Origin of the sequence: Aeromonas sp. R7-5, assembly GCF_040908015.1 — a bacterium.
GTDB lineage: Bacteria > Pseudomonadota > Gammaproteobacteria > Enterobacterales > Aeromonadaceae > Aeromonas > Aeromonas caviae.
The window spans coordinates 23334-49653 of the sequence record NZ_JBFOCZ010000015.1 but is presented as its reverse complement, the minus strand read 5'-3'; the positions used below and the strand labels follow the sequence as shown (position 1 = coordinate 49653).

27 protein-coding genes are annotated in these 26320 nt (G+C 62.1%); 26 read left to right on the top strand and 1 reads right to left on the bottom strand.

The features are described 5' to 3' along the window. Nucleotides 1-38 precede the first annotated feature (38 nt). The 11 genes from lafA (AB5Y53_RS05610) to AB5Y53_RS05560 all read left to right on the top strand — a co-directional run bounded on the left by lafA (AB5Y53_RS05610) (nucleotide 39) and on the right by AB5Y53_RS05560 (nucleotide 8787). On the top strand, nucleotides 39-899 hold the full coding sequence (lafA, locus tag AB5Y53_RS05610) for a lateral flagellin LafA (protein ID WP_223924321.1): 861 nt from the start codon (nucleotides 39-41) through the stop codon (nucleotides 897-899). A gap of 179 nt (nucleotides 900-1078) precedes the next feature. Next, nucleotides 1079-1945: a lateral flagellin LafA gene (gene lafA, locus AB5Y53_RS05605; RefSeq protein WP_266139732.1), complete on the top strand. Its 867-nt coding sequence runs from the start codon at nucleotides 1079-1081 to the stop codon at nucleotides 1943-1945. A gap of 113 nt (nucleotides 1946-2058) precedes the next feature. Beyond that, complete coding sequence (gene lafB, locus AB5Y53_RS05600) at nucleotides 2059-3342, top strand: lateral flagellar capping protein LafB (protein WP_201926345.1); 1284 nt, start codon at nucleotides 2059-2061, stop codon at nucleotides 3340-3342. Nucleotides 3343-3381: 39 nt separating this feature from the next. After that, nucleotides 3382-3774 carry a lateral flagellar export chaperone LafC gene (gene lafC, locus AB5Y53_RS05595; RefSeq protein WP_041211804.1) on the top strand — a complete coding sequence of 131 codons (393 nt, stop codon included), beginning with the start codon at nucleotides 3382-3384 and terminating at the stop codon, nucleotides 3772-3774. A 120-nt stretch (nucleotides 3775-3894) separates the two neighbouring features. Continuing rightward, nucleotides 3895-4233 (top strand): hypothetical protein, encoded by a 339-nt coding sequence (locus tag AB5Y53_RS05590; RefSeq protein ID WP_041214009.1) that lies wholly within the window; start codon nucleotides 3895-3897, stop codon nucleotides 4231-4233. Then, nucleotides 4224-5273, top strand: a complete 1050-nt coding sequence (locus tag AB5Y53_RS05585; protein ID WP_368181306.1) for a flagellar hook-length control protein FliK — start codon at nucleotides 4224-4226, stop codon at nucleotides 5271-5273. Before AB5Y53_RS05590 ends, AB5Y53_RS05585 begins: the two co-directional genes overlap by 10 nt. Nucleotides 5274-5312: 39 nt before the next feature. Further along, nucleotides 5313-5771, top strand: coding sequence for a lateral flagellar basal body-associated protein LafF (gene lafF / locus AB5Y53_RS05580; RefSeq protein ID WP_041211801.1), 459 nt, complete (start codon nucleotides 5313-5315; stop codon nucleotides 5769-5771). A 5-nt stretch (nucleotides 5772-5776) separates the two neighbouring features. Further along, nucleotides 5777-6487, top strand: a complete 711-nt coding sequence (lafS, locus tag AB5Y53_RS05575; protein ID WP_045522170.1) for a lateral flagellar system RNA polymerase sigma factor LafS — start codon at nucleotides 5777-5779, stop codon at nucleotides 6485-6487. A 50-nt stretch (nucleotides 6488-6537) separates the two neighbouring features. Then, nucleotides 6538-7395 (top strand): lateral flagellar motor stator protein LafT, encoded by an 858-nt coding sequence (lafT, locus tag AB5Y53_RS05570; protein ID WP_041211799.1) that lies wholly within the window; start codon nucleotides 6538-6540, stop codon nucleotides 7393-7395. Continuing rightward, nucleotides 7395-8342, top strand: coding sequence for a lateral flagellar motor protein LafU (gene lafU / locus AB5Y53_RS05565; RefSeq protein WP_368181304.1), 948 nt, complete (start codon nucleotides 7395-7397; stop codon nucleotides 8340-8342). Before lafT ends, lafU begins: the two co-directional genes overlap by 1 nt. Next, nucleotides 8329-8787: a hypothetical protein gene (locus AB5Y53_RS05560; protein WP_324041152.1), complete on the top strand. Its 459-nt coding sequence runs from the start codon at nucleotides 8329-8331 to the stop codon at nucleotides 8785-8787. The genes lafU and AB5Y53_RS05560 overlap by 14 nt, the downstream gene beginning before the upstream one ends. Here the strand turns inward: AB5Y53_RS05560 and AB5Y53_RS05555 are convergent. Next, complete coding sequence (locus AB5Y53_RS05555; RefSeq protein ID WP_213320157.1) at nucleotides 8723-9580, bottom strand: lytic transglycosylase domain-containing protein; 858 nt, start codon at nucleotides 9578-9580, stop codon at nucleotides 8723-8725. The two genes, AB5Y53_RS05560 and AB5Y53_RS05555, sit on opposite strands and share 65 nt — an antisense overlap. Nucleotides 9581-9835: 255 nt before the next feature. Here AB5Y53_RS05555 and AB5Y53_RS05550 point away from each other — a divergent pair, with 255 nt between their 5' ends. From AB5Y53_RS05550 to ftsZ, 15 genes are all read left to right on the top strand, one after another. Beyond that, nucleotides 9836-10132 (top strand): hypothetical protein, encoded by a 297-nt coding sequence (locus AB5Y53_RS05550; protein WP_041211797.1) that lies wholly within the window; start codon nucleotides 9836-9838, stop codon nucleotides 10130-10132. 238 nt (nucleotides 10133-10370) lie between these two features. Beyond that, nucleotides 10371-10829: a division/cell wall cluster transcriptional repressor MraZ gene (gene mraZ, locus AB5Y53_RS05545; RefSeq protein WP_039040489.1), complete on the top strand. Its 459-nt coding sequence runs from the start codon at nucleotides 10371-10373 to the stop codon at nucleotides 10827-10829. Continuing rightward, entirely contained in the window at nucleotides 10830-11768 is a 939-nt protein-coding gene (gene rsmH, locus AB5Y53_RS05540; RefSeq protein ID WP_042015088.1) for a 16S rRNA (cytosine(1402)-N(4))-methyltransferase RsmH, read from the top strand. A gap of 3 nt (nucleotides 11769-11771) precedes the next feature. Continuing rightward, nucleotides 11772-12086: a cell division protein FtsL gene (gene ftsL, locus AB5Y53_RS05535; RefSeq protein ID WP_010675842.1), complete on the top strand. Its 315-nt coding sequence runs from the start codon at nucleotides 11772-11774 to the stop codon at nucleotides 12084-12086. Continuing rightward, complete coding sequence (locus AB5Y53_RS05530) at nucleotides 12083-13849, top strand: peptidoglycan glycosyltransferase FtsI (RefSeq protein WP_010675841.1); 1767 nt, start codon at nucleotides 12083-12085, stop codon at nucleotides 13847-13849. Before ftsL ends, AB5Y53_RS05530 begins: the two co-directional genes overlap by 4 nt. 95 nt (nucleotides 13850-13944) lie before the next feature. Continuing rightward, complete coding sequence (gene murE / locus AB5Y53_RS05525; protein ID WP_368181303.1) at nucleotides 13945-15429, top strand: UDP-N-acetylmuramoyl-L-alanyl-D-glutamate--2,6-diaminopimelate ligase; 1485 nt, start codon at nucleotides 13945-13947, stop codon at nucleotides 15427-15429. Beyond that, entirely contained in the window at nucleotides 15426-16781 is a 1356-nt protein-coding gene (murF, locus tag AB5Y53_RS05520) for a UDP-N-acetylmuramoyl-tripeptide--D-alanyl-D-alanine ligase (RefSeq protein WP_368181302.1), read from the top strand. The genes murE and murF overlap by 4 nt, the downstream gene beginning before the upstream one ends. Beyond that, on the top strand, nucleotides 16775-17857 hold the full coding sequence (mraY, locus tag AB5Y53_RS05515; protein ID WP_010675838.1) for a phospho-N-acetylmuramoyl-pentapeptide-transferase: 1083 nt from the start codon (nucleotides 16775-16777) through the stop codon (nucleotides 17855-17857). Before murF ends, mraY begins: the two co-directional genes overlap by 7 nt. Before the next feature lie 3 nt (nucleotides 17858-17860). After that, complete coding sequence (murD, locus tag AB5Y53_RS05510) at nucleotides 17861-19144, top strand: UDP-N-acetylmuramoyl-L-alanine--D-glutamate ligase (protein ID WP_368181301.1); 1284 nt, start codon at nucleotides 17861-17863, stop codon at nucleotides 19142-19144. Further along, a complete protein-coding gene (gene ftsW, locus AB5Y53_RS05505; RefSeq protein WP_042015093.1) occupies nucleotides 19141-20325 on the top strand; it encodes a cell division protein FtsW in 1185 nt (394 codons plus the stop codon). The genes murD and ftsW overlap by 4 nt, the downstream gene beginning before the upstream one ends. Next, nucleotides 20322-21389 carry an undecaprenyldiphospho-muramoylpentapeptide beta-N-acetylglucosaminyltransferase gene (murG, locus tag AB5Y53_RS05500; protein WP_010675835.1) on the top strand — a complete coding sequence of 356 codons (1068 nt, stop codon included), beginning with the start codon at nucleotides 20322-20324 and terminating at the stop codon, nucleotides 21387-21389. Before ftsW ends, murG begins: the two co-directional genes overlap by 4 nt. 110 nt (nucleotides 21390-21499) lie before the next feature. Then, complete coding sequence (gene murC / locus AB5Y53_RS05495) at nucleotides 21500-22954, top strand: UDP-N-acetylmuramate--L-alanine ligase (RefSeq protein WP_041211792.1); 1455 nt, start codon at nucleotides 21500-21502, stop codon at nucleotides 22952-22954. A gap of 97 nt (nucleotides 22955-23051) precedes the next feature. Beyond that, on the top strand, nucleotides 23052-23804 hold the full coding sequence (locus AB5Y53_RS05490; protein WP_029314839.1) for a cell division protein FtsQ/DivIB: 753 nt from the start codon (nucleotides 23052-23054) through the stop codon (nucleotides 23802-23804). Beyond that, on the top strand, nucleotides 23785-25044 hold the full coding sequence (gene ftsA, locus AB5Y53_RS05485; RefSeq protein ID WP_010675832.1) for a cell division protein FtsA: 1260 nt from the start codon (nucleotides 23785-23787) through the stop codon (nucleotides 25042-25044). The genes AB5Y53_RS05490 and ftsA overlap by 20 nt, the downstream gene beginning before the upstream one ends. 39 nt (nucleotides 25045-25083) lie before the next feature. Continuing rightward, nucleotides 25084-26235, top strand: coding sequence for a cell division protein FtsZ (gene ftsZ, locus AB5Y53_RS05480; protein ID WP_005305686.1), 1152 nt, complete (start codon nucleotides 25084-25086; stop codon nucleotides 26233-26235). The last annotated feature ends 85 nt before the right edge of the window (nucleotides 26236-26320 follow it).

Here is a 26320-nt window from a genome sequence, read left to right as displayed (position 1 = left end):
ACGGGCTGCTGTGCAGCGTTTAACTCGAGGAATACATCATGGGCTTGTCCATCCATACCAACTTCGCCTCCCTGACCACCCAGAACCAGCTGAACAACACCAACAAGATGCTGGGCACCGCCATGCAGCGCCTGGGTACCGGTCTTCGCATCAACTCCGCCGCCGACGACGCGGCCGGTCTGCAGATGGCTACCCGCCTGCAAGCCCAGTCCAACGGCCAGAAGGTCGGTATGCGCAACGCCCAGGATGCCATCTCCATGATGCAGACCGCCGAAGGCGCCATGGATGAGATGACCAACATCGTGCAGCGCATGAAGGACCTGGCCACCCAGGGTGCGAACGGCACTACCAGCGCCGATGACTATACCGCCCTGAACGCCGAGTTCGGCGAACTGACCAAGGAGTTGGGTAATATTGTTAATAACACCAGCTTTGGTGGCCAGAAGCTGTTGAAAGGCGGGTCGTTTGAGGTCGCCACTGGTGTGACTTTCCAGATTGGTGGCTCTAGCACTGAAACATTGAAGGTTGATGTAGCTACCGCGATGAAGGACCTTACTGGCACTACAGCAACTAGTGGTATTGCAGGCGCAGAGATTGTCGCGGGTATTGGTGATCAAACCAAAGCCAGTGACGCGATTACCGCCACAAGTGACCTGCTTGATCAAATTGGTGCTGTCCGTTCTTCCTTCGGTGCCAACATCAACCGTCTGGAGCACACCGTCAACAACCTCTCCAACATGAAAGAGAACACCGACATGGCGAACGGTCGCATCATGGATGCCGACTTCGCCCAGGAGAGCACCAACATGACCAAGAACCAGATGCTGATGCAGGCTGGCATGTCCGTGCTGTCCAATTCCAACCAGATGACCGGCATGGTGACTTCCCTGCTGCGTTGATGCTGGCGGCACCCATCCCCTTGGTGGGTGCCTTTTTCCCGTTTCCCCTCCCAGCTCCTCCTGCGCCCTCTTTTTTCATCATATTTTTCACCCGCAGCTCAAGTCTTGCCTCGCACCTGTCGCTTCTCTCCTTCGTACGGTTATCCGCTGCGGTAGCAGCCTTCTTCGAGGAATAGATCATGGGTTTGTCCATTCATACCAATTTCGCTTCTCTGACCACTCAGAACCAGCTGAACAACACCAACAAGATGCTGGGCACCGCCATGCAGCGCCTGGGTACCGGTCTGCGCATCAACTCCGCCGCCGATGATGCCGCCGGTCTGCAGATGGCTACCCGCCTGCAAGCCCAGTCCAACGGCCAGAAGGTCGGCATGCGCAACGCCCAGGACGCCGTCTCCATGATGCAGACCGCCGAAGGTGCCATGGACGAGATGACCAACATCGTTCAGCGCATGAAAGACCTGGCCACCCAGGGCGCCAACGGCACCGCGAGCGCGGAAGACCGTCTGGCCATGGGCACCGAAATGAAAGAGCTGTCTGCCGAGCTGAAGAACATCAGCGACAACACCAAGTTTGGTGGTCAGGCTCTGATCAGCGATGCGGGCAAGTTCGGTGCCGCGGCCGTGACCTTCCAGATCGGTGGTTCCGCCGCCGAGAAGCTGGATGTGGATGCCAGCACCAATGTTCAGGCCGTCAACGCAGCCATTGATACCGCGCAAACCGATTTTGCCACCGCCGATGTGGCGGCCACTGCCCTGGCCTCCACTGCCTTCAATGCGCAGATCACCAAGATGGAAGACGCCCTGGATGCCATCGGTACCGCCCGTTCCCAGTTCGGTGCCAACATCAACCGTCTGGAGCACACCGTCAACAACCTCTCCAACATGAAAGAGAACACCGACATGGCGAACGGCCGCATCATGGATGCCGACTTCGCCCAGGAGAGCACCAACATGACCAAGAACCAGATGCTGATGCAGGCTGGCATGTCCGTGCTGTCCAACTCCAACCAGATGACCGGCATGGTGACTTCCCTGCTGCGTTGATGGTTTGTCGGGCCGCCCCGAGAGGGGCGGCTCTTGTTTGACAACCGCTTGCCGGTTGGAAAGGGCCGAGCCGGTCTTTTCCAACGGGCATGCCACCGAATAAGGGGATAAAGATGCAAATAGATCCGGCCAGCACGGCGATGCAACTGGTTGCCGTCGAGCGCCAGAACATGGACAAGCTGCTGAAGAAGCAACTGGACAGCGTCAAGGCGCAGCAGAGCGCCATCAGCAGCCTCACCACCAAGCTGTCGAGTTTCCAGACCCTGCTCAAGGATCTGAACAAGGCGAGCAGCCTGCAGGCTCAGAAGGCCACCCTGTCCCAGGAAGGGCTCATGACGGTGACGAGCAATGGCAAGGCCAGCTCGGGTCAGTACAGCTTCTTCGTGGAGCAGCTTGCCCAGTCCCATCAGGTCGGCTTGCAGCTTGACAGTGACACGGCACCGCTGCCAGCAGACGGCGTCTTCTCCCTGACGGTCAAGGGCAAGACCCTGGACATCGACCTGGCCTCCCTCCCGGCTGGCGCCACCGTCAAGGATCTGGTCTCCCAGATCAACAATGCCAAGGACAACCCGGGGGTGAAGGCGACCCTGGTACGCACCGACGGCAAGGTCAGCATGGTACTGACCAGCAAGGAGAGCGGCGTGGAGAACGCCATCACCCTGGGGTACAGCGGGGATGGCGCCAATGCCATCGGGGTGGCGATGGCCGGCAAGACGGACATCACCCAGGCGCAGGACGCCAAGCTGCGCATGGGGGGGGACAACCCTCTCACCATCACCTCTGCCAGCAACAAGATAGAGAACGTGGTGGATGGCCTGACGTTCCAGCTGACCAAGGCGCAAAAGGCGGATGACGCTCCGCTGCTGGTCACGGTGGATCAGGACAAGGAGGCGGTTACCGGCTCCCTCAAGAAGTTTGTCGACAGTTACAACGAGCTGGTGGACGAGCTGGCCAAGATGACCTCCAGCGATCCCAAGGCACCGGGAGCCCTCTCCTCCGACAGCGGGGTTCGCAGCCTCAAGAGCGTGATTGCCCGCAGCGTGCGGGAGCTGCCCGATGATCTGACCCTGGGGAGCCTGGGGATCAAGACCGACAAGGCGGGCAAGCTCTCCTTCAACGAGACCGACTTCAACAAGGCGCTGGAGAAGGATCCCGAGCTGCTCGGCAAGGCACTCATGGGCGACGACGGTCTGCTCAAGCGGATGGGTAATGCCCTGGATCCCTATACCAAGCGGGACGGTGCACTCAAGGGGCGCAAGACAGGTCTTGAAGCGAACGAGAAACGGGTGAACGAGCGGATGGAGGCGCTGGATCGGCGCATGGATTCCGCGTATAAGCGCTACCTCAATCAGTTCACCACCATGAACCAGATGTTGCAGACCATGGGCGGCTTGTGAGACGGCTAGCCCGTAACACTTTGAATAAGCGAGTTTTTCATGTTTGAACCCCAAGAAGGCTATGACGCCTACCAGTTCGCCGCCACCCAGGCCAAGGCAGCGAGCGCCGATCCGCACCAGCTGGTGCTGATGTTGATGGATGGCCTGCTCGACGAAATAGCCAGGGCCGAGGGCCACATTCTGGCCAGGCAGTACGAGCGCAAGGGGCAGTCCATCAACAAGTGTCTGCAGATCCTGGGAGGGCTCGACAGTGCCCTCGATATGGACAAGGGCGGGGAGCTGGCCAGCAACCTGCACCGTCTCTACGACTACTGCGGCCAGCGGCTGTTCGAGATCAGTGTGGCCAACGATGTCGCGGGCTTTGCAGAGGTGCGTCGCATCCTGCTGGAGCTGAAAGAGGGTTGGGAAGCGATGGCCCGCCATCCCCGTTGATGCGGAAATCCACCTTCCTCATGGGGCAAAGGTTGGAGCTAACGTATTGAAATATGATGTATATATATTTGGCCTGCTCCTTGCTTGCCCGCAAGGTCGTCCTATTTTGAGGCCATCATCATGTCCATGACAGGAGCCGTGCCCCCCGGTGCGGAACGCGAGACCCGTCAGCGCCAGCTCCTGGGGCTCGGGCGTCTTATCTTGCAGCAGGCCCGCGCCGGACAGTGGGATGCGGTGCGGCTGGCGGACCAGCGTCTGGCCCAGCTGGTGGCGCATCTGAACAGCCAGCCTGCATTGTGGCAATCCCTGATGCCGGCCCGGGATCAGGTGCGCCACTGGCATCGGGAAGCCTTCGCGCTCTGTGAGCAGGAAACGGCGCTGCGCAAGCAGGAGTGGGACAGCCTCTCCCGCAAACGGGAAGGATTGCAGGCCTACGACGAGGCGCAGACATGGGCATGATCCCTCTCCCCGTGGCAGAGACACTGCCCGCTTCCCCATCCGGTGGTTTTACCCGCCTCTCCCGCCAGCCTGACGGTCAGGGGGAAGAGTACCAGCCTCTGGATCTTCCGCAGGAGGCGATGCTTCCTCCGTCCACCGCCCCTTCCGCCCCCGTCGACGAGACGGAGCAGGCGGAGAGCGTCGAAGTGGCTGCGGATGTCGCCGAGCAACTCGCCGCCTTTAACCAGATGCCACCACCTTTTGTCCGACAGGAGGAGGGACGCCTTCCTCCTGCCCGTTTGTCATCGAATTGCGGCCTTGCCCCCGTCGGGGAGGTGCAACCCGCCTCCTCGCCTGTGCTGCGCGCCCTCAGCGGGTTCGAGCGAATGGAAGGGGAGCGGATGCCGGTGCCGCCGGTTTCCGTTGGCAAAGAGAGCCTCCCTCAACCCGCCGGAGAGCTGGCCATGCGAATGCTCCAGCCGACCACCCAGGGCGAGCTGCCTGCGACCCGGAGTGCGGCAGTGGTGGTGCCTCTTCCCGGGGAGCCCGCCCCGGAGCGGGAGGCCAGCGTCACCGAATTCAAGGCAATGGCGGGGTTGTCGCCCACGCTCTCTGCTGCCAGGCCTGCGGAATACCAGTGGGCGCCGGCGCGTCTTGCCGCAAGCGAGGCCCAGTGGGGCCAGCAACTGGTCGATGTGCTCAAAGACAGGGTCGAGCTGCAGGTGAACCATAGCATCAAGCAGGCCCATATCCGCCTCGATCCCCCCGAGCTGGGTCGCCTCGAACTGACCGTGAGGATGGAAGGGGATCGGCTCAACGTGCAGCTCAACGTGACCAACCCGGCGGTGCGTGAAGCCCTGATCCAGTCGATGGAGCGGCTTCGCATGAGTTTGGCTCCCCACCATGCCGGTGGTGTCGAAGTGAACGTGGGCCAGGGGGGAGAGCAGGAGCGGGGGGATCGCTGGCAGCAGGAGAAGATCCTGGCAGGTCGACGACAGTGGCAGGAAGAACAGGACGCATCGGGCAGTGCTGGCCAGGATTGGCTCAACACCCTGGTGTGACATTTCAAGATCTGGCAATAGCGAGAGTGATTTCAAATTATGCGGCGTGTCATGAAGTGGTTGATGGTGATAATGATGGCGCTGTGCCTGCTGGCGGCGCTGGCCTATGGCGCTTATCTCAAGCGGGATACGGTTGCCGTCTGGCTGGGCCTGGCAGAGGCCAAGCCCGAGCTGAGCAAGACGCCGCTGTTCAAACCGATGGAGCGTTTCGTCATCAGCCTGGAGGGGGACAGGGAGCCCCACTATCTGGTGCTGGAGCTGGCGCTGGTCACCCACAATCCCCAGCAACTGGAGACGCTCAACGAGCTGACCCCCCTGATCCGCAATGCCATGGTGCAATATTTCAGCCATCGCTCCCATGAAGCGGTGAAGCAGGAGCTGCAGAACATCTCGGCCCTTCAGACCTCTCTGCTCGGCAAACTGGTGGGAACCCTGGAGGGGTATGGCTACAAGCCCTATCTGGATGAAGTGCTGGTCACCAAGGTCCTGGTGCAGTAGCGAACATGATGGACGCTGGTTGGGATACTCCCTGCGAACTGACCGCCTCCGCTCCCCGTACCGGTGAGCAGGTGATCCTGAGCCGTTATCTGCCTCTGGTGAAGCGGGCAGCCACTCACCTGCGCAGTCAGGTGAGCGCCAGCTTCGATCAGGAGGACATGGAGCAGGTCGGCATGATGGGGCTGCTGGAAGCCTGGCGTCGCTATGGGGGTGAACCGGATGCCCAGTTCGAGAGCTATGCCTTCAAGCGGGTGCGGGGAGCCATGCTGGACGAGCTGCGGCGCCTCGACTGGCGACCCCGTCAGCTGCGCCAGCAGGTCCACGGTCACAACCAGGTACAGCGGGAGCTGTTCAACCGTCTGGGGCGCAACCCGACCGAGCAGGAGCTGGCACAGGCGCTTTCCTGCACCGTCGAGGAGGTGCGCCAGCTCGCCTATGCGAGCCAGGCCGAGGCGTTGCAGAGTCTGGAGGAGTGGCTGGAGAACGGGGGCAGGGCGCCCGCATCCGAGTCTGACGATCAGGATCTGGCCATGACCCTGGGCAAGGTGCTCGGTACCCTGGACAAGCGTGAACAGCTGCTGCTTTCCCTCTATTACCAGCAGGAATTGAACATGAAGGAGATTGCACTGGTGCTCGGGCTGACCGAGTCGCGGGTGTGTCAGCTCCACAAGCAGTGCGTCCTTCAGCTCAAGCAGCGATTGGTCGACTCCATATAGTTATGCCTCTCCCCGCGGGGGGAGTCTTGTTGATTTCTGCGGGAGCATCCATGCAAAAACAGATTGGTCTTGGTGTCATTTTCGTATGTGTGATCGGCGGCTTCATGATGGCCGGGGGGCGCCCCATCGCCCTGTGGCAGCCTGCCGAACTCATCATCATCATAGGGGCGGCGGTCGGCTCCATGTTCCTTGGCAATTCCAAGGAGGTGATGCATGAAATGTGGCGCCAGATGAAGCTTTGCTTCAAGTCCAACAAGGACGAGAAGGAGATCTATCGCGAACTGCTGACCCTGATGCACCAACTGCTGGAAGAGACCCGCAACAAGGGGATGAAGGCGTTGGACGAGCACGTGGAGAATCCGCAGCAGAGCTCCGTCTTCCTCATGTATCCCCAGGTATCGGAAGATCCGCAACTGCTGGGCTTCATCATCGACAACCTGCGTCTGCTGGGTATGGGCAAGATCACGCCCCATGAGCTCGACACCATACTGGAGCAGGAGATCATGGCCATCGAGGAGGACATGCTCAAGCCCGCCCATGCGCTGCACAAGACAGGGGAGGCCTGCCCCGGCTTCGGGATCCTGGCGGCGGTGATGGGGATCATCATCACCATGCAGCAGCTCGACGGCCCCCTCAGCAACATAGGCGTGCACGTGGCGGCCGCCCTGGTGGGCACCTTCATCGGCATCTTCCTCTGTTATTGCCTGCTGGAGCCCATCAGCAATGCCATGGAAGAGATGGTCAAGCGTCGTATCGGCATGCTGATGTGCATCAAGTCGATTTTGATCGCTCAGCTGCGGGGCAAGACGCCGCTGCTCTCCGTCGATTCCGGCCGCAAGATGCTGGAACCTGACGTGAAACCCAGCTTCCTCGAACTGGAAGACTGGGTGACCAACAGGGCCATGTGATGCGCAACCACGAGCAGATCGTCATCAAGCGCCAGCAGCGGCGCAGCAGCGCTCCCAAGGGGGGCGGTGCATGGAAGGTGGCCTTCGCCGACTTCACCCTGGCCATGATGGCCTTCTTCATGGTGCTCTGGATCCTGGCCGTCTCCAGCCAGGAGGAGCGTGATGTGGTGGCAAGCCGTCTGCGCGACTACAGCATCATGGACAGCGAGGCAAACCCGTTCGACATCAGCAACAGCCCCTATCCGGTGGATCTTGGCGGCAACCCCTCGGTACTGGAGGAGTTGAGTCCCCAGTTCGTGGAGGAGGGGCAGCGTATGCCCAGACACATGGAGCGGGATCGCAGCATCTTTACCGATGACGCCAAGGGAGGCTATGAGAGCCTGCTGGTGGGCAAGATTGAGGGAGAGAAGCAGATGGCGCAGTTGGCCGGTTTCATCGGATCCATGGCGGATCAGATGCAGGCCAGAAACAACCTGGAGCTGCAACTGGTGCCCCAGGGTCTGCGGATCCTGATCCGCGACGATGACGAGCGCGAGATGTACAGCCGTGGCAGCGCCCGCATCAGCCCCTATTTCCGTCACCTGCTGATGGCTCTGGCCCCTGTTTTCCAGCGAGTGGAGAACCGGGTCATGATCTCGGGTCACACCGACAGCACCCCCTTTGCCGGTGACAACTACAGCAACTGGGAGCTCTCCTCCGATCGCGCCATGATGGCGAGGCGTGTCCTGCTTGCCGGTGGCATGCCCCCCGAGCGGGTGGGTCAGGTGGTCGCCATGTCGGATACCATGCTGGACAACACCGCCGATCCCAAAGGCAGCGAGAACCGCCGCATCGAGCTGCTGGTGATGACGACCCAGGCGGAAAAGAGCCTGGAGCAGCTGTTCAGTGCCCAAACCCAAGCCGCCACCCGGACAGCCAAGGACGCCGTTGCCCATGGAAACCCCTGACGCCGATCTCCCCCCCGTGACACCGTTCAAGGATCCCAGGCGCAAGCTGCCGCGCTGGTATCTCCATGACGGGACCACGCCCCTGGAATCCCAGAGTTGCGGCATCGCGGCCCGGCTCATGGTGTCCGGCCTGCTGTTCGACAAGCGCATCGGACGGGCGGTCATCAAGGATATCGGACCGGGTGGGGTCGGTTTCCTCGCCCCCGCCCGTTTTACCTTGCCCGATAACGTCAGCCTGTCGTTGTCACCGCGGATCGTGCTGGCGTGTCATATCACCCATCGCAGGGCCATAGGCCAGTACCTCAGCTTCTACGGCGCGCGATGGATCGATCCTGACTCGGTGGATCTCGCGCCTGTTCTGAGCCACTGGCGCCACTGTTTCATGGCGCCAGCAGAGGGCGAGCCTGTTCCAATCCCAGTGGATCCGGCAACCGCTCAAGAGTGAGGCCTCCCCGCCCCATGTCCAGTCCCCGTGCAGGCAGTAACAGCAGGGGATCGTGCAGGCTTTCCAGGGACACGGCCCGCACCAGCTGCGGGCGTGTCTCTTGATGACGCGGGGCAGGAGGGGCCTTGCCCCCGCCATAAATGATGGGGCAGTCACTCACCTCCCGGGGATCGGGCAATCGCCAGGCGGGATTCCACCGGCTTGCCTCGTTCATGGCAACCCCCCGTTCCATGGCCCACTCCAGCAATGAGCAGCCCCCCGGCTGCCGCCATACCCGGATATTTTCTCCCGCCTGCCAGGGCGGCAGGACAAACCCGTGCTGCGCCGCTCTGTCCAGCAATTGGGAGAGCGCGAGGAAGCGCGCCACATAGAGGCGCGTTTCGGTAGGCAACTGCAACTCCCACACATTGCGTGTCCCGCCGTTGAGCACCGCCTTCAGTACTCTTCCCTCTCCCGCGTTGTAGGCCGCCAGTGCCAGCAACCAGTCCTGCCCGAAGAATTGATGCAGCCACCCGAGGTAGGAGAGCGCCGCCTCCGTCGCCAATGGCAGGGAATAGCGGCCATCGAAGCCGTTCGTCATGGGGACGGAGAAGCGGGCTGCGGTATCCGGCATCAACTGCCAGGGCCCGGCGGCGCCCGCCGAGGAGATCACGTCAAGCCGGTAGCTGCTCTCGATCAGGGGCAGCAGTGCCAGCATGGGTGGGAGTTTTCGCGTCTGAACCTGCTCCGTGACCCAGCGGATCATGGGCTGGGACTCGGCGAGCCTCGTTTGCAGGTGGCTGCGCTGGCGCAGCAGAAAGCGGGTCTGCTCGTTGACCAGTTCGGCACCCGGGCCGACAACGGGGGTAGGAAAACCCGCCTGCCAGTGATAATGATCATAGGAGTAACAAACGGCACTGCTCAGTAGCGAGAGCCCGGGGAGAAGGCGCAGGGATATTTTGGCAACAGCGGACAGAGCCTGGCGGGAAAATGATAAAAACACGATGTATCTCAACAGTTTTTGACAATATCTGTCGACTGTTCATGTGGTATCCAGGACGTGATAAGCATGATAACACGAGTAAAAAAGACCCCAAAGGCGGGCAGGGCGATTCAGAAATTTCTGCTTTATCTGATCCTCGTTAATTTTGGTTTGATGTGGCTCTATATCATGTATGCCGACGAGCTGACATTGGGCGCCAATCTACTGCTGACTTTTCTTCTCATCGTCTATAACCTGCTGCTCTGCCAGCTGGTGGTGCTGCGAGCCCGTCGGGTAGGGGATGGCTATATCATCTATCCCGTGGTGGGCGTCAGCATTATCCTGTGCGCCGTCGTGCTGTTCCGTTTCATCATTTCCCCGTGAAATCGATTAATTACGAGGCGCACTTCGCCGGGATGATTTAATTCCCCCATGAATAACTTGTGGAAAATCAATTCATTTAATCGGTAGTCCCATCACGCTGCGTCAATATGTTCCCCATGCCCGAGATCCTTGCTTGAAAAGCCCCCTGCTCGTCCTTAAACTTCATGGTGGAGAAAAGTGGATCAAAGTGGTTTTATTGGGCATCTAGCCCCCATAACTCACCTTCGGGGACTGCAATTTGTTGCGTGGCGCTCACGCCATCAGCCTGGACAGCAAGGGGCGGTTGGCGATTCCGACCAAATTTCGTGATTGGCTGCGCGACGAGTGCGACGGCCAGCTGGTCTGCACCATCGACATCGCCCATCCCTGTCTGCTGCTTTATCCCCTGAATGAATGGGAAGAGGTGGAGCGCAAGCTGAAGACACTTTCCAGCACCAACCCGGCGGAGCGCCGCCTGCAACGTCTGCTGCTCGGCCACGCGGCCGAATGCGAACTGGATGGCAATGGCCGTCTGCTGCTCAGCCAGCCGCTGCGCAGCCATGCCGGGCTGGACAAGAAAGTCATGCTGGTGGGCCAGCTCAACAAATTCGAGCTGTGGGATGAAGCCCGCTGGCAACAACAGATCAACGACGACATCCTGGGCCTGCCCGAGGACGACTGGGCAAGTTCACCACGACTACAGGATTTTTCTTTATAAATGACCCAAGCCGCTGAACACATCACAGTGCTGTTGCACGAAGCCGTCGAAGGGCTGGCCATCAAGCCGGACGGTATCTACGTCGACGGTACCTTTGGCCGGGGGGGTCACTCTCGTCTCATTCTCCAGCATCTGGGCCCCAATGGCCGTCTGATCGCCATCGACCGGGATCCCCAGGCCATTGCCGAGGCGGCCAAGATCCAGGATCCCCGTTTCGAGATCGTGCACGGTCCCTTCTCCGGCATCACCCGCTATCTGACCGAGCGCGGCCTGCTGGGCAAGGTCGATGGCTTCCTGCTGGATCTCGGTGTCTCCTCCCCCCAGCTTGACGATGCCGAGCGTGGCTTCAGCTTCATGAAGGACGGCCCGCTCGACATGAGAATGGATCCCACCTCTGGTCAGAGTGCCGCCGAGTGGCTGGCCCGTGCCGATGTGGATGACATCGCCTGGGTGCTGAAAACCTTCGGTGAGGAGCGCTTCGCCAAGAAGATTGCTCGCGCCATCGTGCACGATCGGGTGACCGAGCCCTATGTGCGCACCCGCCAGCTGGCGGAGATGATTGCCCGGGTCAACCCGAGCAAGGAGAAGGGCAAGCACGCGGCGACCCGCAGCTTCCAGGCCATCCGCATCTACATCAACAGCGAGCTGGACGAAATTGAAACCGCCCTCAACGGCGCGCTGGACGTGTTGGCTCCTCACGGTCGTCTCTCCGTCATCAGCTTCCACTCTCTGGAAGATCGGCTGGTGAAGCATTTCATTCGAAAGCATGAGAAAGGTCCGGAAGTACCCCACGGGATCCCTCTGACCGAAGCCCAGCTGGCCGGTGGTCGCAAGCTGAAGTCGATCGGCAAGGCGCTCAAGCCTTCCGACCACGAGGTCAATGAAAACACCCGGTCCCGCAGCTCGGTGCTGCGGGTCGCAGAGCGTCTTGCGGAGTAAACGATGAGCGATGTGCGCGTTCACCTCGCCAGGGAGATCGTTGCGGATCTCTGGCGCCACAAGTTGCAGGTCCTGTTGACCGTCGCCGTGCTGGTCACCGCCTTTGCGGTGATCCTGGTGACCAACATGACCCGGGGTCTGACGGCCAAGCAGAACGATCTGATGGCGGAGGAGGACAGGCTCAACATCGAGTGGCGCCACCTCTTGCTGGAACAGGGCACACTGGCTGAGCATTCCCGGGTGGCGAGTCTGGCCATGGACAAGTTGCAGATGGCTCGTCCCCTGGTGACCACTGAAAAGGTAATTACACAACCATGACACGCAAGGCCGCCACCAAGGCTCCGGCAAAGGACAAAGCCAAGGCGAAAGCACCCTCACTCTACCCGTGGCGCTTTCGTACCCTGGTTTTCTTCATCGGCATCGCGTTTGCGGGGCTGATCCTGCGGCTGGCCTGGATCCAGGTGATCGATCCGGACAGACTGCGCCAGGAGGGGGACATGCGCTCCCTGCGCACCACCTCCACCCAGGCGGTGCGCGGCATGATCACGGACCGCAATGGCGAACAGTTGGCGGTATCCGTGCCGGTCGAAGCGGTCTGGGCCGATCCCAAGACGGTGCACGAGTCCGGTGCCATCCACAACGAGCGTGCCTGGCTGGCACTCTCCGCCGTGCTCAAGCTCGACATCAACACCCTCAAGCATCGCATCGCCAACCCGAGCAAGCGCTTCGTCTATCTGCAGCGGCAGGTGACGCCTGCGGTGGCCGAGTACATCAAGGGGTTGAAGCTGGGGGGCATCTATCTGCGCCCCGAGGCGCGCCGTTTCTACCCGACCGGCGAGATAAGCTCCCACCTGGTGGGGGTGACCAACATCGATGGCAGCGGCATCGAGGGGATTGAGCGCAGCTACAACGAGTGGCTGACCGCAACCCCTGGCGAGATGCGGGTGCGCAAGGACAGGCAGGGCCGCGTCATCGAGCGCCTGGGCCTGGTGAAAGAGGGCAAGCACGCCAACGATCTGCAACTGAGCATCGATCAGCGGGTGCAGGCGCTGGCCTATCGCGCCCTCAAACGGGCTACCGACGAGAACAAGGCCACCTCCGGCTCCATGGTGATGCTGGATGTGAAGACCGGCGAGGTGCTCGCCATGGTCAACACCCCTTCCTACAATCCGAACAACCGTGGCCAATACCAGAGTTTCCGGGTGCGAAACCGGGTGGTGACCGATACCTATGAGCCGGGCTCCACGGTCAAGCCATTGATTTTGCTTAGTGCCTTGCAAGCCGGTGTCACCAGCTGGAAGGACTTCATCCCGGGCGGCCCCCTCTTCATCGGGGCCAAGCAGATCCGTGACGTGAGTATCCACAAGGCGACCAACCTTTACGACATCCTGCGCTACTCCTCCAACATCGGCATGTCGCGCATCGCGCTGCGGATGCCGGCCCAGGAGATGATCAACACCCTGAGCATGGTGGGCTTCGGCATGGACACCGGCAGCGGCCTGATGGGGGAGAGCAGCGGCATGCTGCCCCAGCGTCGCCGCTGGTCCGACATCGAGCGAGCCACCCTGTCGTTCGGTTATGGTCTGCGAGTGACCCCGCTGCAGCTGGCCTCCGCCTACGCCACCCTGGCCAACAAGGGCAAGCGGGTTCCGCTCTCCATCATCAAGGTGACCAAGCCGCCCAAGGGTGAGCAGGTCATCGATCACAACAACGCCGCTGCCATGTTGCAGGCGCTGGAGTACGTGGTCAGCAATGCCATTCCCAAGGCCCAGATCCCCGGTTATCGGGTCGGTGGCAAGAGTGGTACCGCCAAGGTGGCCGTGGCTGGGGGCTATGGCAAGGACTACATGGCCTGGTTTGCCGGTTTCGCGCCTGCCAGCAATCCCCGTTTCGTCATGGTGGTGGTGATCAACGAACCCAAGGGGGATGCCTACTACGGCGGTGCCGTGGCGACCCCGCCCTTTGCGGAGGCCATGGGAGGCGTGTTGCAGCTCTTCAACATCCGTCCCGATGCGATCCCGCCCGAGGTACCCGCCAAGCTTGCCCGCACGGAGGCCAACAATGGCGCACCGCGTACTTGACGGGCATACGGCTTTTTCCATCGACCCCGCTGCTGTCGGGGCGTTTTCCATGGCGTGTACGAGCGCCCGCATTCCCGCATTTTCGGAGGCTTCCCATGCCGCCCCGCACACTTGATCAACTGATGAGCCGCTTCGGCATCGATGCCCCTGCGCTTTCCCTCACCGATCTCCAGCTCGACAGCCGGCGGGTCGGTCCCGGCTCGCTCTTCGTGGCGATTCGTGGCCATCAGGTGGATGGCAGGCGCTTCATCGAACAGGCGGTGGCTCAGGGAGCGACCGCCGTGCTGTTTGAGGAGGACGGAGAATTCGTCCCTCCGGCGACCCAGATCCCCTGCATCGGCATGAGGGATCTTCCCGCTCGTCTCTCCGAGCTGGCCGGTCATTTCTACGGTCACCCTGCGCAAAAGCTGCAACTGGTGGGCATCACGGGCACCAACGGCAAGAGCACCACGGCCCTGCTGGTGGCCAACTGGCGCACCCTGCTGGGGGGCAAGGCCGGGGTCATGGGCACCATAGGCAACGGTCTGTTTGGCGAGCTCATCGAAGCAGAGAACACTACGGGCAGCGCGGTCCAGGTGCAGGCCAATCTGGCCGCCTTGCAGCAGCAGGGGGCCGATCTGGTGGCGATGGAGGTCTCCAGCCACGGTCTGGTGCAGCATCGCGTGGCGGCCCTGCCGTTTGCCGCGGCAGTCTTCACCAACCTGAGCCGGGATCATCTGGACTATCACGGCACCATGGAGGCCTATGCCGCCGCCAAGGAGGAGCTGCTGAAGCTGGTGGATGAGCCTTGCGCCGTCATCAACGCCGATGACCATCTGGGACGGCAATGGCTGGCGACCTATCCCGGTGCAGTGGCCGTCGGGGTTCATGGTCCGATTGAAAACCATGCCGGACGACAACTGACGGCGCAGGATCCCCATTTCCACCAACAAGGTTTTGATACGCGCATTAACTCCAGCTGGGGGAATGGTGTATTATCCGCCCCCTTGCTCGGCCGCTTCAACGTCAGCAACGTGCTGGGCGCCATGGGTGCCATGCTGGTGCTCGGCTACGACTTCGATGACCTGCTGGCGACGGCCCCCAGACTGCAACCGGTGACCGGTCGCATGGAGTGCTTCGGCGGTGGCAATGCGCCGCTCGCCGTGGTCGATTACGCCCACACCCCGGATGCGCTGGAGAAGGCCTTGCAGGCCCTGCGGGTGCACTGTGAAGGGCGGCTCTGGTGCCTGGTGGGTTGTGGTGGCGACAGGGATCGCGGCAAGCGTCCCATGATGGCTGCCATGGCGGAGCAGCATGCTGACTGCGTGATCCTGACCGACGACAATCCCCGTACCGAGGAGCCGGCCCGGATCATGGCCGACATGGTGGCGGGTCTTCGCGATCCCGGCGCCGTGCAGATCGAGCACGACAGGACCAAGGCAATCCAGCTGGCACTGAGCCAAGCGAGCAAAGAGGACATCATCCTGGTGGCCGGCAAAGGCCACGAGGATTATCAGATCATTGGAACCGACAAGCGGCACTACAGCGATCGGGAAACCGTCGCAGCCGCCTTGCACACATTAATGGAGTCATTCAAATGATGACCCTCAGGCTTGCCGACCTGGCGCAGGTGCTCGATGCCCGTCTGATCGGGGGCGACCATGAGATCACGGCGGTCAGCACCGACACCCGGACCCTGGGCGCGGGGGCGCTGTTCGTGGCCCTGCGCGGCGAGCGTTTCGACGCACACGATTTCTGCGACCAGGCGGTTGCCGCCGGCGCCAGTGCCCTGCTGGTGGAGCGCGAATTGCCGCTGGCCATTCCACAACTGGTGGTGGGCGACACCCTCAAGGGGCTTGGGCGTCTGGGCAGGCTGGTGCGCGAGCGCATCAATCCGAAAGTGCTCGCCATCACCGGCAGCTGCGGCAAGACCACGGTGAAGGAGATGGCGACGGCCATCCTGCGTTGTGAAGGGGAGGTGCTGGCCACCGCCGGCAACTTCAACAACGAGGTGGGGGTGCCGCTGACCCTGCTGCGCCTCGAGCCGCAACACCAGTTCGCGGTGATGGAGCTGGGAGCCAACCACCCGGGCGAGATCGCCTGGACCACCTCGCTGGCCAAACCCGATGCCGCCATCATCAACAACGTGGCGGCCGCCCACCTGGAGGGTTTCGGCTCGCTGGAAGGGGTATTCCATGCCAAGAGCGAAATCTTCGAAGGGCTAGGCGAGGGCGGCACCGCCATCGTCAATGCCGACAACGAGTTCTGGCCGAAGTGGCGTGAAAAGGGCATCCACTGCGCCTTCTCCCTCGAGGATCGGCGTCAGCCGTTCCACGCCCGCGACATCGTGCTCAACGAGCAGGGTTGTGCCGGGTTCGTGATGGTGACGCCCCAGGGAGAGGTGAACCTGACCCTGGCCATTCCGGGTCGCCACAACGTGGCCAACGCCCTGGCTGCTGCCGCCGGGACCCTGGCCCTGGGCGCATCGCTTGCGTCCGTCAAGGCGGGGCTGGAGCAGATGGCGCCGGTCAAGGGCCGTTTCTGCGTGCAACGCTGGGGTGGCCTCACCCTGGTGGATGACACCTACAACGCCAGCGTGGAGTCCGTGCTGGCGGGTATCGATGCCCTGACCGCCATGAACGGTTACAAGGTGCTGGTATTCGGTGACATGAAGGAGTTGGGTGAGGAGTCCGCCGCGCAGCATGCCCGGGTCGGACACCACGCCCGTGAGCAGGGCCTCGATGCCGTGCTGACCGTAGGGGAACAGAGTCGCCACACCGCAGATGCCGCGGCTGGCCGACATTTCGATAACAAGGCGTCGTTGTTTGAAGTGCTTGCGCAAATGATAAAGACACATCAGGAAATTTCGATTCTGGTCAAGGGCGCCCGTGGCTCCCGCATGGAAGATATCGTCGAGATGGTCAAGGGCCATCAGGAGTCAGCCACATGCTAGTCTGGCTGGCGGAACTGCTCACCCCGCACTTCACCTTCTTCAACGTCTTCTCCTACCTGACGTTTCGCGCCATCCTGTCGATCATCACCGGTCTGGTGGTGGCGCTCTGGATGGGGCCGCGCCTCATCCGTCGCCTGCAGATCATGAAGTTCGGCCAGGTGATCCGCAACGACGGTCCCGAATCCCACCTCAGCAAGAAGGGCACCCCGACCATGGGCGGCCTGATGATCATTGCCGCCATCTTCACTTCTGTGCTGCTCTGGTGCCGCCTCGACAACCCCTATGTCTGGCTGGTGCTGTTCGTGCTGGGGGCCTATGGCGCCATCGGTTTTGCCGATGACTATCTCAAGGTGGTGCGCAAGAACACCGACGGCCTCATCGCCCGCTGGAAGTACTTCTGGCAGTCCGCGGTCGCGCTGGGTGTGGCGGTCTTCCTCTACGCCACGGCCACCCACGATGGCCAGACCCAGCTGGTGGTCCCCTTCCTCAAGGATGTGATGCCCCAGCTCGGCCTGATGTTCATCCTGCTGACCTACTTCGTCATCGTCGGTACCTCCAACGCGGTCAACCTGACCGATGGCCTGGATGGCCTCGCCATCATGCCCACCGTGATGGTGGCGGGAGGCTTCGCCCTGATCGCCTGGGCGACCGGCAACGTCAACTTCGCGAACTACCTGCACATTCCCTACGTGCCCTACACCTCCGAACTGGTGATCGTCTGTACCGCCATCGTGGGCGCGGGCCTGGGCTTCCTCTGGTTCAACACCTACCCGGCCCAGGTCTTCATGGGGGACGTGGGTTCCCTGGCCCTGGGCGGCGCGCTCGGTACCATAGCCGTGCTGGTGCGCCAGGAGTTCCTGCTGGTGATCATGGGGGGCGTCTTCGTGATGGAGACCGTCTCGGTGATCCTGCAGGTCGGATCCTACAAACTGCGCGGCGTGCGGATCTTCCGCATGGCCCCCATCCATCACCACTATGAGAAGAAGGGCTGGCCGGAGCCGCGCGTCATCGTGCGCTTCTGGATCATCACCCTCATGCTGGTGCTGCTTGGCCTCGCCACCCTGAAGGTGAGGTAAGCAATGGTCATCATCATCGGACTCGGCAAAACCGGACTCTCCTGCGTCGATTACTTCCTCGACCGCGGCGTCACGCCGCTGGTGATGGACACCCGTGCCAATCCGCCGGGCAAGGACGAGCTTCCCCCCGAGGTGGAGCTCATCCACGGGCTGGACGCGGAGCGGCTCAAGCAGGCGCACATGATAGTGGCGAGCCCGGGCATCGCCCTGGCGACTCCGGAGTTGAAGGCCGCCGCCGAGTTCGGGGTGCGCATCGTCGGTGACATCGAACTGTTCGTGCGTGAAACCCAGACGCCCGTCATCGCCATCACCGGCTCCAACGGCAAGAGCACGGTCACCACCCTGGTGGGTGAGATGATCGCCGAGGCGGGACTCAAGGTCGGTGTGGGGGGCAATATCGGCACCCCGGCGCTGTCGCTCCTCAAGCAGCCCATGGATCTCTGCGTGCTGGAACTCTCCAGCTTCCAGCTCGAGACCACCTACAGCCTGCGGGCCGCAGCCTCCGTGGTCCTGAACCTCAGTGAAGATCATATGGATCGCTATGCCGGCATGGCGGATTACCGCGCCGCCAAGATGGAGATCCATCAGCACTCCCAGCACATCCTGATCAATCGCGACGATCCCCAGACCCTGCCCGATGTGGGTCAGGTGTGGCAGAGTTTCGGCCTCGACTGCAACGGCTACGGTCGCTGCGAGCTGGAGGGCCGTCACTGGCTGACTTTGCACGGCGAGCCGCTCCTTGCGGTGGACGAGATGAAGATAGTGGGTGCCCACAACCAGGCCAATGCCCTGGCGGCCATGGCCCTGTGCGATGCGGTGGGCATTCCCCGCGAGGCACAACTTGCCGCGCTGCGCCGCTTTGAAGGCCTGCCTCACCGTGCCCGCTTCGTGCGGGAGGTAAATGGGGTGCGCTGGATCAACGACTCCAAGGCCACTAACGTGGGGGCGACCCTGGCCGCCGTGGCCGGGGTGCGTGAAGCGGTCAAGGGCCGCCTGCTGCTGCTGGCCGGTGGCCAGGGCAAGGGGCAGGACTTCGGCCCGGTGCAGGCGCTGCTCGGCAGCCAGATCGATCACATGTACTGCTTTGGTCAGGATGCCGAGGTGCTGCTGGCCCTGGGCGAACAGACCGAGCGGGTTGCCGATCTTGACGCTGCTGTCGCCAAGGCGGCGGTCGATGCCAGGCCCGGTGACTGGGTGCTGCTGGCGCCGGCCTGTGCGAGCCTGGATCAGTTCAAATCCTTTGAAGCGCGCGGCGATCGCTTCACCGAACTGGTGATGGGCTTATGAACGCCCTGCGCGTGGTTGCGGGATTCTTGCAGCGCTGGTTGCTACCGGCGCGCCCCGCCGGTCTCTACGATCGGCAGCTGGTGGTACTGGCTCTCGCCCTGATGGGCGTCGGGCTGGTGATAGTGGCGTCAGCTTCCATTCCTGAGGGGATCGCCATCAACAACGATCCCTTCATGTTCGTGAAGCGCCACGGCATGTTCCTGGTGATGGCGCTGGGTATCTCCTGGTTCGTGTTGCAGGTACCCATGGCACGCTGGCAGCACTACAACGGCCCCATGTTGTTGCTGGCCATCGTGCTGCTGGTGATGGTGTTGCTGGTGGGCCGCAGCGTCAACGGTTCGGTACGCTGGCTGCCGCTTGGCCCCTTCAACTTGCAGCCGGCTGAGTTCGGCAAGCTGGCGCTGTTCGTCTATCTGGCGGGCTATCTGGTGCGCCGCCAGAGCGAGGTGCGCGAACGCTTCATCGGCTTCATGAAACCCATGGCGGTGCTGTTCGTGGTGGCCATCCTGCTGCTGGCCCAGCCGGATCTCGGGTCAGTGGTGGTGATGTTCGTCACCTCCCTCGGGATGCTGTTCCTGGCCGGTGCCCGGCTGGTGCAGTTCATCGGTCTCATCCTGGTGGGGGTGAGCGCAGTGGTGACCCTGATCATCGCGGAGCCCTACCGGATGCGGCGGGTGACCTCCTTCCTCGACCCCTGGGCCGATCCCTTTGGCAGCGGCTATCAGCTGACCCAGTCCCTGATGGCCTTTGGTCGGGGGAGCTGGTTTGGCGAGGGGCTCGGCAACTCCATCCAGAAGATGGAGTACCTGCCGGAGGCCCACACCGACTTCGTGTTCGCCATTCTGGGCGAAGAGCTGGGCTACGTGGGGGTGCTTGGCGCACTCTTCCTGATTTTTGCGCTGGCGGTGAAGGCGCTCAAGCTGGGTCACCAGGCGCTGGTGGCCGAGCGGCTCTATGAAGGTTATCTGGCCATCGGCATCGGCATCTGGTTCAGCTTCCAGACTTTCGTCAACGTCGGTGCCGCCAGCGGCATGATGCCTACCAAGGGGCTGACCCTGCCGCTGGTCAGTTATGGCGGCTCCAGTCTCATCATCATGATGGTGGCGGTGAGCATGTTGATTCGTATCGATTTCGAGTTACGCCAGGCGAGTGCCCAGGCGCGCGTGCGGGAGGTTGTGTGAGCAAGACGTTACTGGTGATGGCGGGTGGTACCGGGGGCCATGTGTTCCCCGGCCTGGCCGTCGCCGATCGCCTCAAGGCCCAGGGCTGGACCATCCACTGGCTCGGCACTGCCGACCGGATGGAGGCGGAGCTGGTGCCTGCCCATGGTTATCCCATCTCCTTCATCGACATCCAGGGGGTGCGTGGCAACGGCATCAAGCGTCTGCTCGCGGCGCCCTACCGTGTCATCAAATCCGTGCTTCAGGCCCGCCAGGTGCTCAAGACCATCCAGCCCGATGTGGTGCTGGGCATGGGGGGCTTTGCCTCCGGCCCGGGTGGCGTGGCCGCCTGGCTGTCCGGCATTCCGCTACTGCTTCACGAGCAGAATGCCGCCGCTGGCCTGACCAACAAGCTGCTGGCCCGTATTGCCAGGCGGGTACTGATGGCCTTCCCCGGTGCCTTCGCCCCCAATGCCCGCACCGCCGTGGTGGGCAACCCGGTGCGCCCCGAGGTGGTGGCGCTGCCGGATCCCCAACTGCGTAGCAGCAGCGATCCTCTGCGCCTGCTTGTGGTTGGTGGCAGCCTGGGGGCCCGGGTCCTCAACGAGCAGGTGCCTCCTGCGGTTGCAGCTGCCGGTGTGCCCATCGAGGTGCGTCACCAATGCGGCAAGGGTAACGGGGAGGCCGTGGCTGCTTCCTATGCCGGGCTGGGGGTCGAGGCCGAGGTGAGTGAATTTATCAAGGACATGGCGGATGCCTATGCCTGGGCGGACCTGGTAGTGTGCCGCGCCGGCGCATTGACCGTCTCCGAAGTGGCCGCCGCCGGTGTGGCCGCCATCTTCGTGCCCCTGCCCCATGCGGTGGACGATCACCAGACCCGCAACGCCCTGACCCTGGTCGACGGCGGTGCGGCCGAGTTCCTGCCCCAGTCCGAGCTGACGCCGGCGGCGCTGGCGTCGCGCCTATCCTGGCTCGCCGGGCGCAGGGAAACTCTGTTGAACATGGCCCAGGCCGCGCGCCGGGTCGCCATCATCGATGCTGCCGAACGGGTTGCCGATGAGTGCAAACGGCTCGCCACCGGCTGAGCCAAACGAGATGGAAGGCCAAGATGTGCCGCCAAGGCCCCGCTTCTGTCTTCGAACTGATGAATGTCGCCGAATGAAAATGGCCTGTGGCCGCGAATTGAGAAAGAACTATGACCAAGGTTGAACTGGCAAAACTGCGTACCGTTATCCCCGAAATGCGCCGCGTGCGTCGCATCCACTTCATCGGCATCGGTGGCGCCGGTATGGGCGGTATTGCGGAAGTGCTTGCCAATGAAGGGTATCAGGTGACCGGCTCGGATCTGGCCCGCAACGGGGTGACCGAACGCCTGGCCTCTTTGGGCGCACACATCTTTGTCGGTCACAGTGCCGAGCATGTGGACGGTGCCAGCGTGGTGGTGGTTTCCACCGCCATCAAGCAGGACAACCCCGAGCTGCTGGCTGCCCGCGAGCTGCGTATTCCCGTGGTGCGCCGCGCCGAAATGCTGGCTGAGCTGATGCGCTTCCGTCACGGCATCGCCATCGCCGGGACCCACGGCAAGACCACCACCACCAGTCTGGTGGCGAGCATCTATGCCGAGGCGGATCGCGACCCCACCTTCGTCATCGGCGGTCTGCTCAACAGCGCCGGCACCAATGCCCGCCTGGGCAGCAGCCGTTATCTGATTGCCGAGGCGGACGAGAGCGACGCCTCCTTCCTGCATCTGCAACCCATGGTCTCCATCGTGACCAATATCGAAGCGGATCACATGGACACCTATGGTGGCGATTTCTCCAGGTTGAAGGCCACCTTCATCGATTTCCTGCACAACCTGCCGTTCTACGGCCTGGCCGTGGTGTGCGTGGATGACCCCGTGATCCGCGGCATGCTGCCGGAGATCGCCCGTCCTACCCTCACCTACGGTCTGAGCGATGATGCCGATGTGCAGGTGCTGGACTTCGTGCAGACCAGCAATCGCAGCCGCTTCCGGGTGCGCCGTGCAGGGGCGGGTGAGCTGGAGGTGACCCTGAATCTGCCGGGCATCCACAACGCCCTCAACGCCGCCGCCGCCATCGCGGTGGCAACCGAAGACGGCATCGGCGACGAGGCCATCATCCAGGCACTTTCCAAGTTTGAAGGGGTGGGGCGCCGCTTCCAGCAATATGGCGAGTTTGAAACCGGCCGTGGCAAGGCCATGCTGGTGGACGATTACGGTCATCACCCGAGTGAAGTGAAGGTGACCATCAACGCCGCTCGCGCCGGCTGGCCCGAGAAGCGGCTGGTGATGGTGTTCCAGCCGCACCGCTACAGCCGGACCAGGGATCTCTACGAAGATTTCGCGGATGTGCTTTCCAAGGTGGACGTGCTGGTGATGCTGGAGGTCTATGCCGCCGGTGAGGAGCCCATTCCCGGTGCCGATGGCCGTGCCTTGTGCCGTTCCATCCGCTCCCGCGGCACCCTGGAGCCCATCTTTGTCGCAACGCCGGACGATGTGCCCGCGGTGCTGGCCGACCTGATTGGTGAGGGGGATCTGGTATTGACCCAGGGGGCGGGTAACGTCGGTGCGCTGGCCCGTCGTCTCGGCGAGATGAAATTGAGCGTGGATAGCATGAAATCCGGTGCCTGAGGGCCCAATGAGTATTTTGACCGCCAAGCCGAGGCCTATATAATGGCGAACCGGTCTGCAAGTGGCCGGCATGGCGCGTTTTACGGGGATCGATCGGGTGGAGGCAAGGGCACAAGGGCGCACCAAGGGGGGCTTCATCGCCGGGGTGGCATTTTTCATCCTGGTCATGTGGGGGCTCTACCAGACTGCGCTGGATGTTAAAGACTGGCTGACGGATGCCAGTCGGTTGCCCATGAGCGAGCTGTTGCTGCAGGGGCAACACGAATATTTGAAGGCCGATGAGTTGCGTGCTGCCGTGCTGGATGGTGCCGAACTTCGCAACTTCTTCGAGCTGGATGTGAACGAATTGCAGGCGCGTCTGAACGCTCTGCCCTGGGTGGCCCAGGTCTCGGTACGAAAGAAGTGGCCGAACAAGATCAAGGTCTATCTCACGGAACAGGATGTGGCGGCTCGCTGGAACGGCAACCGCTTCGTCAACACCAAGGGTGAGGTGTTCAGTGCCCCGGACAGGGTGAAGAAGCCCCTGATGCAGTTGTCCGGGCCCGATGATCAGGCCGCCAAGGTGCTGGAAGCCAGCCATCAGTACGAAACGCTGCTGGCGGCCAAGGGATACAAGTTGCTGGGGGTGAATCTGACCCCCCGCCATGCCTGGGAACTGACCCTGGATGGCAACATTCAGCTGTTTGTGGGGCGCTCGGATATCGCGCTTCGTCTGCAGCGGTTTATCGATGCCTTTCCGGTCATCGAGCCCCGTGAGCGGGTTGCTTACGTGGATCTTCGATACGACACCGGGATGGCAGTTGGCTGGAAGAAAAGCGAAGAGAAAGTGAATGACCAACACCGCAGATAGAAATTTGATTGTCGGACTGGATATCGGCACGACCAAGGTGGCGGTACTGGTTGGCGAAGTATTGCCTGATGGCGAACTCAATGTCATCGGCATGGGCAGCCACGCTTCTCGCGGGATGGAGAAGGGCGGGGTCAATGACCTCGACTCCGTGGTCAAGTCCCTGCGCCGCGCGGTGGAAGAGGCCGAGATGATGGCAGACTGCCAGATCAGTTCCGTCTATCTGGGGCTGTCCGGCAAGCACATCGATTGCCGCAACGAGACCGGCATGGTGCCCATCTCCGACGAAGAGGTGACCCAGGAGGATGTGGACAACGTCATCCACACCGCCAAGTCGGTGCGGTTGTCTGACGAGCTGCGGGTGCTGCACGTGCTGCCCCAGGAGTTCGCCATCGACTATCAGGAAGGGATCAAGAACCCGGTCGGCCTCTCCGGCGTGCGGATGGCAGCCAAGGTGCATCTCATCACCTGCCACAACGACATGGCGCGCAACATCGAGAAGTGTGTGGAGAAGGTGGGTCTGCGGGTGGATCAGTTGATCTTCTCCGCCCTGGCCTCCAGCTACGCCGTGTTGACCGAAGACGAGAAGGAGCTGGGTGTCTGCGTGGTGGACATCGGTGGCGGCACCATGGACATGTCGCTCTTTACCGGCGGCGCCCTGCGTCACACCAAGGTGATTCCCTATGCCGGCAGCACGGTGACCAGCGACATCGCCTATGCCTTCGGCACGCCGCCGCTGGATGCGGAGGCGATCAAGGTGCGCTACGGCTGCGCCCTCGGCCGCCTGGTCAGCAAGGAAGACAATATCGAAGTGCCCAGTGTCGGCGGTCGCCCGGCGCGCAGCCTGCAACGGCAGACACTGGCGGAAGTGATTGAACCCCGTTACACCGAGTTGCTCTCCATGGTGAATGACGAGCTGGTGCGGGTGCAGAGCGAATTGAAGGCACAGGGGGTCAAGCATCAGCTGGCCGCCGGTGTGGTCTTGACCGGTGGCGCGGCCCAGATCGAAGGCATTGTGGAGTGCGCAGAGCAGATCTTCCAGAGCCAGGTCCGGGTGGGCGAGCCCATGAATATCCGGGGATTGAGTGACTACGTACAGGCACCGGTGTACTCGACTGCGGTCGGGTTGTTGCAGTACGGCCGCACCAACCAATCCACCGGCAGTAACAAGGAATATGCCGCCAAGGCAAGCGTAGGTGGGCTGGTCAAACGGGTCAGCAACTGGTTGCGTGGCGAGTTCTAAAGATTTTGCTGAGTCAGGCAAATAAAGCGGAGAGACAACATGTTTGAATTTATGGATAGCCACACTGACGAAGCCGTCATCAAGGTGATAGGTGTGGGTGGCGGCGGCGGCAACGCAGTCGAGCACATGGTTCGTCAAAACATCGAGGGTGTCGAGTTCATCACCGTGAACACCGACGCCCAGGCACTGCGCAACTCCAGTGCCAATACCACCTTGCAGATCGGCGGTGGCATCACCAAGGGTCTGGGTGCCGGGGCCAACCCGGAAGTGGGTCGTGACGCCGCCATGGAAGACAGGGAAGCGCTGCGCGAGCTGCTGACCGGTTCCGACATGGTGTTCATCGCTGCCGGCATGGGTGGTGGTACCGGTACCGGTGCTGCACCGATCGTGGCCGAAGTTGCCCGCGAGATGGGTATCCTGACCGTTGCCGTCGTGACCAAACCGTTCTCCTTCGAAGGGAAGAAGCGGATGGGCTTCGCCGCTCACGGCATCGAAGAGCTCTCCAAGAACGTCGACTCCCTGATCACCATCCCCAACGACAAGTTGCTGAAGGTGCTGGGTCGCGGCATCTCCCTGCTGGACGCCTTCAAGGCGGCCAACGACGTGCTGCTGGGTGCAGTACAGGGCATCGCCGAGCTGATCACCCGCCCGGGCCTCATCAACGTCGACTTCGCGGACGTGCGTACCGTGATGCGCGAGATGGGTACCGCCATGATGGGTACCGGCTCCGCCTCCGGTGACGACCGTGCCGAAGAAGCGGCCGAGAAGGCCATCTCCAGCCCGTTGCTGGAAGACGTGGATCTGGCCGGTGCCCGCGGCATCCTGGTCAACATCACTGCCGGCATGGACATGACCATCGAAGAGTTCGAGACCGTGGGTAACGCGGTCAAGGCCTTCGCGTCCGAGAACGCCACCGTGGTGGTGGGTACCGTAATCGACCCGGAAATGCACGACGAACTGCGCGTTACCGTAGTGGCGACCGGTATCGGTGCCGAGCGCAAGCCCGACATCACCCTGGTCAAGAACAACATGGTTCAAGAGCGTCCGGCCCGTCAGCCCCTGATCAGCGAAGCCCTGCAGTCTCGCGTGATGGAAGAGGCCCCGGCCAAGGTGGTGAACGCCGAGCCGCAAGCTCGTCGCGAACCTGATTATCTCGATATTCCTGCGTTCCTGCGCAAGCAGGCAGACTAAGCCTCTGATGGCTCTGGTTTGTTTGTTGCTTAAGGATTGTGCTAAGATGGCCCGGCAACGACCATCTGGTCAGGAATTTGAGCTG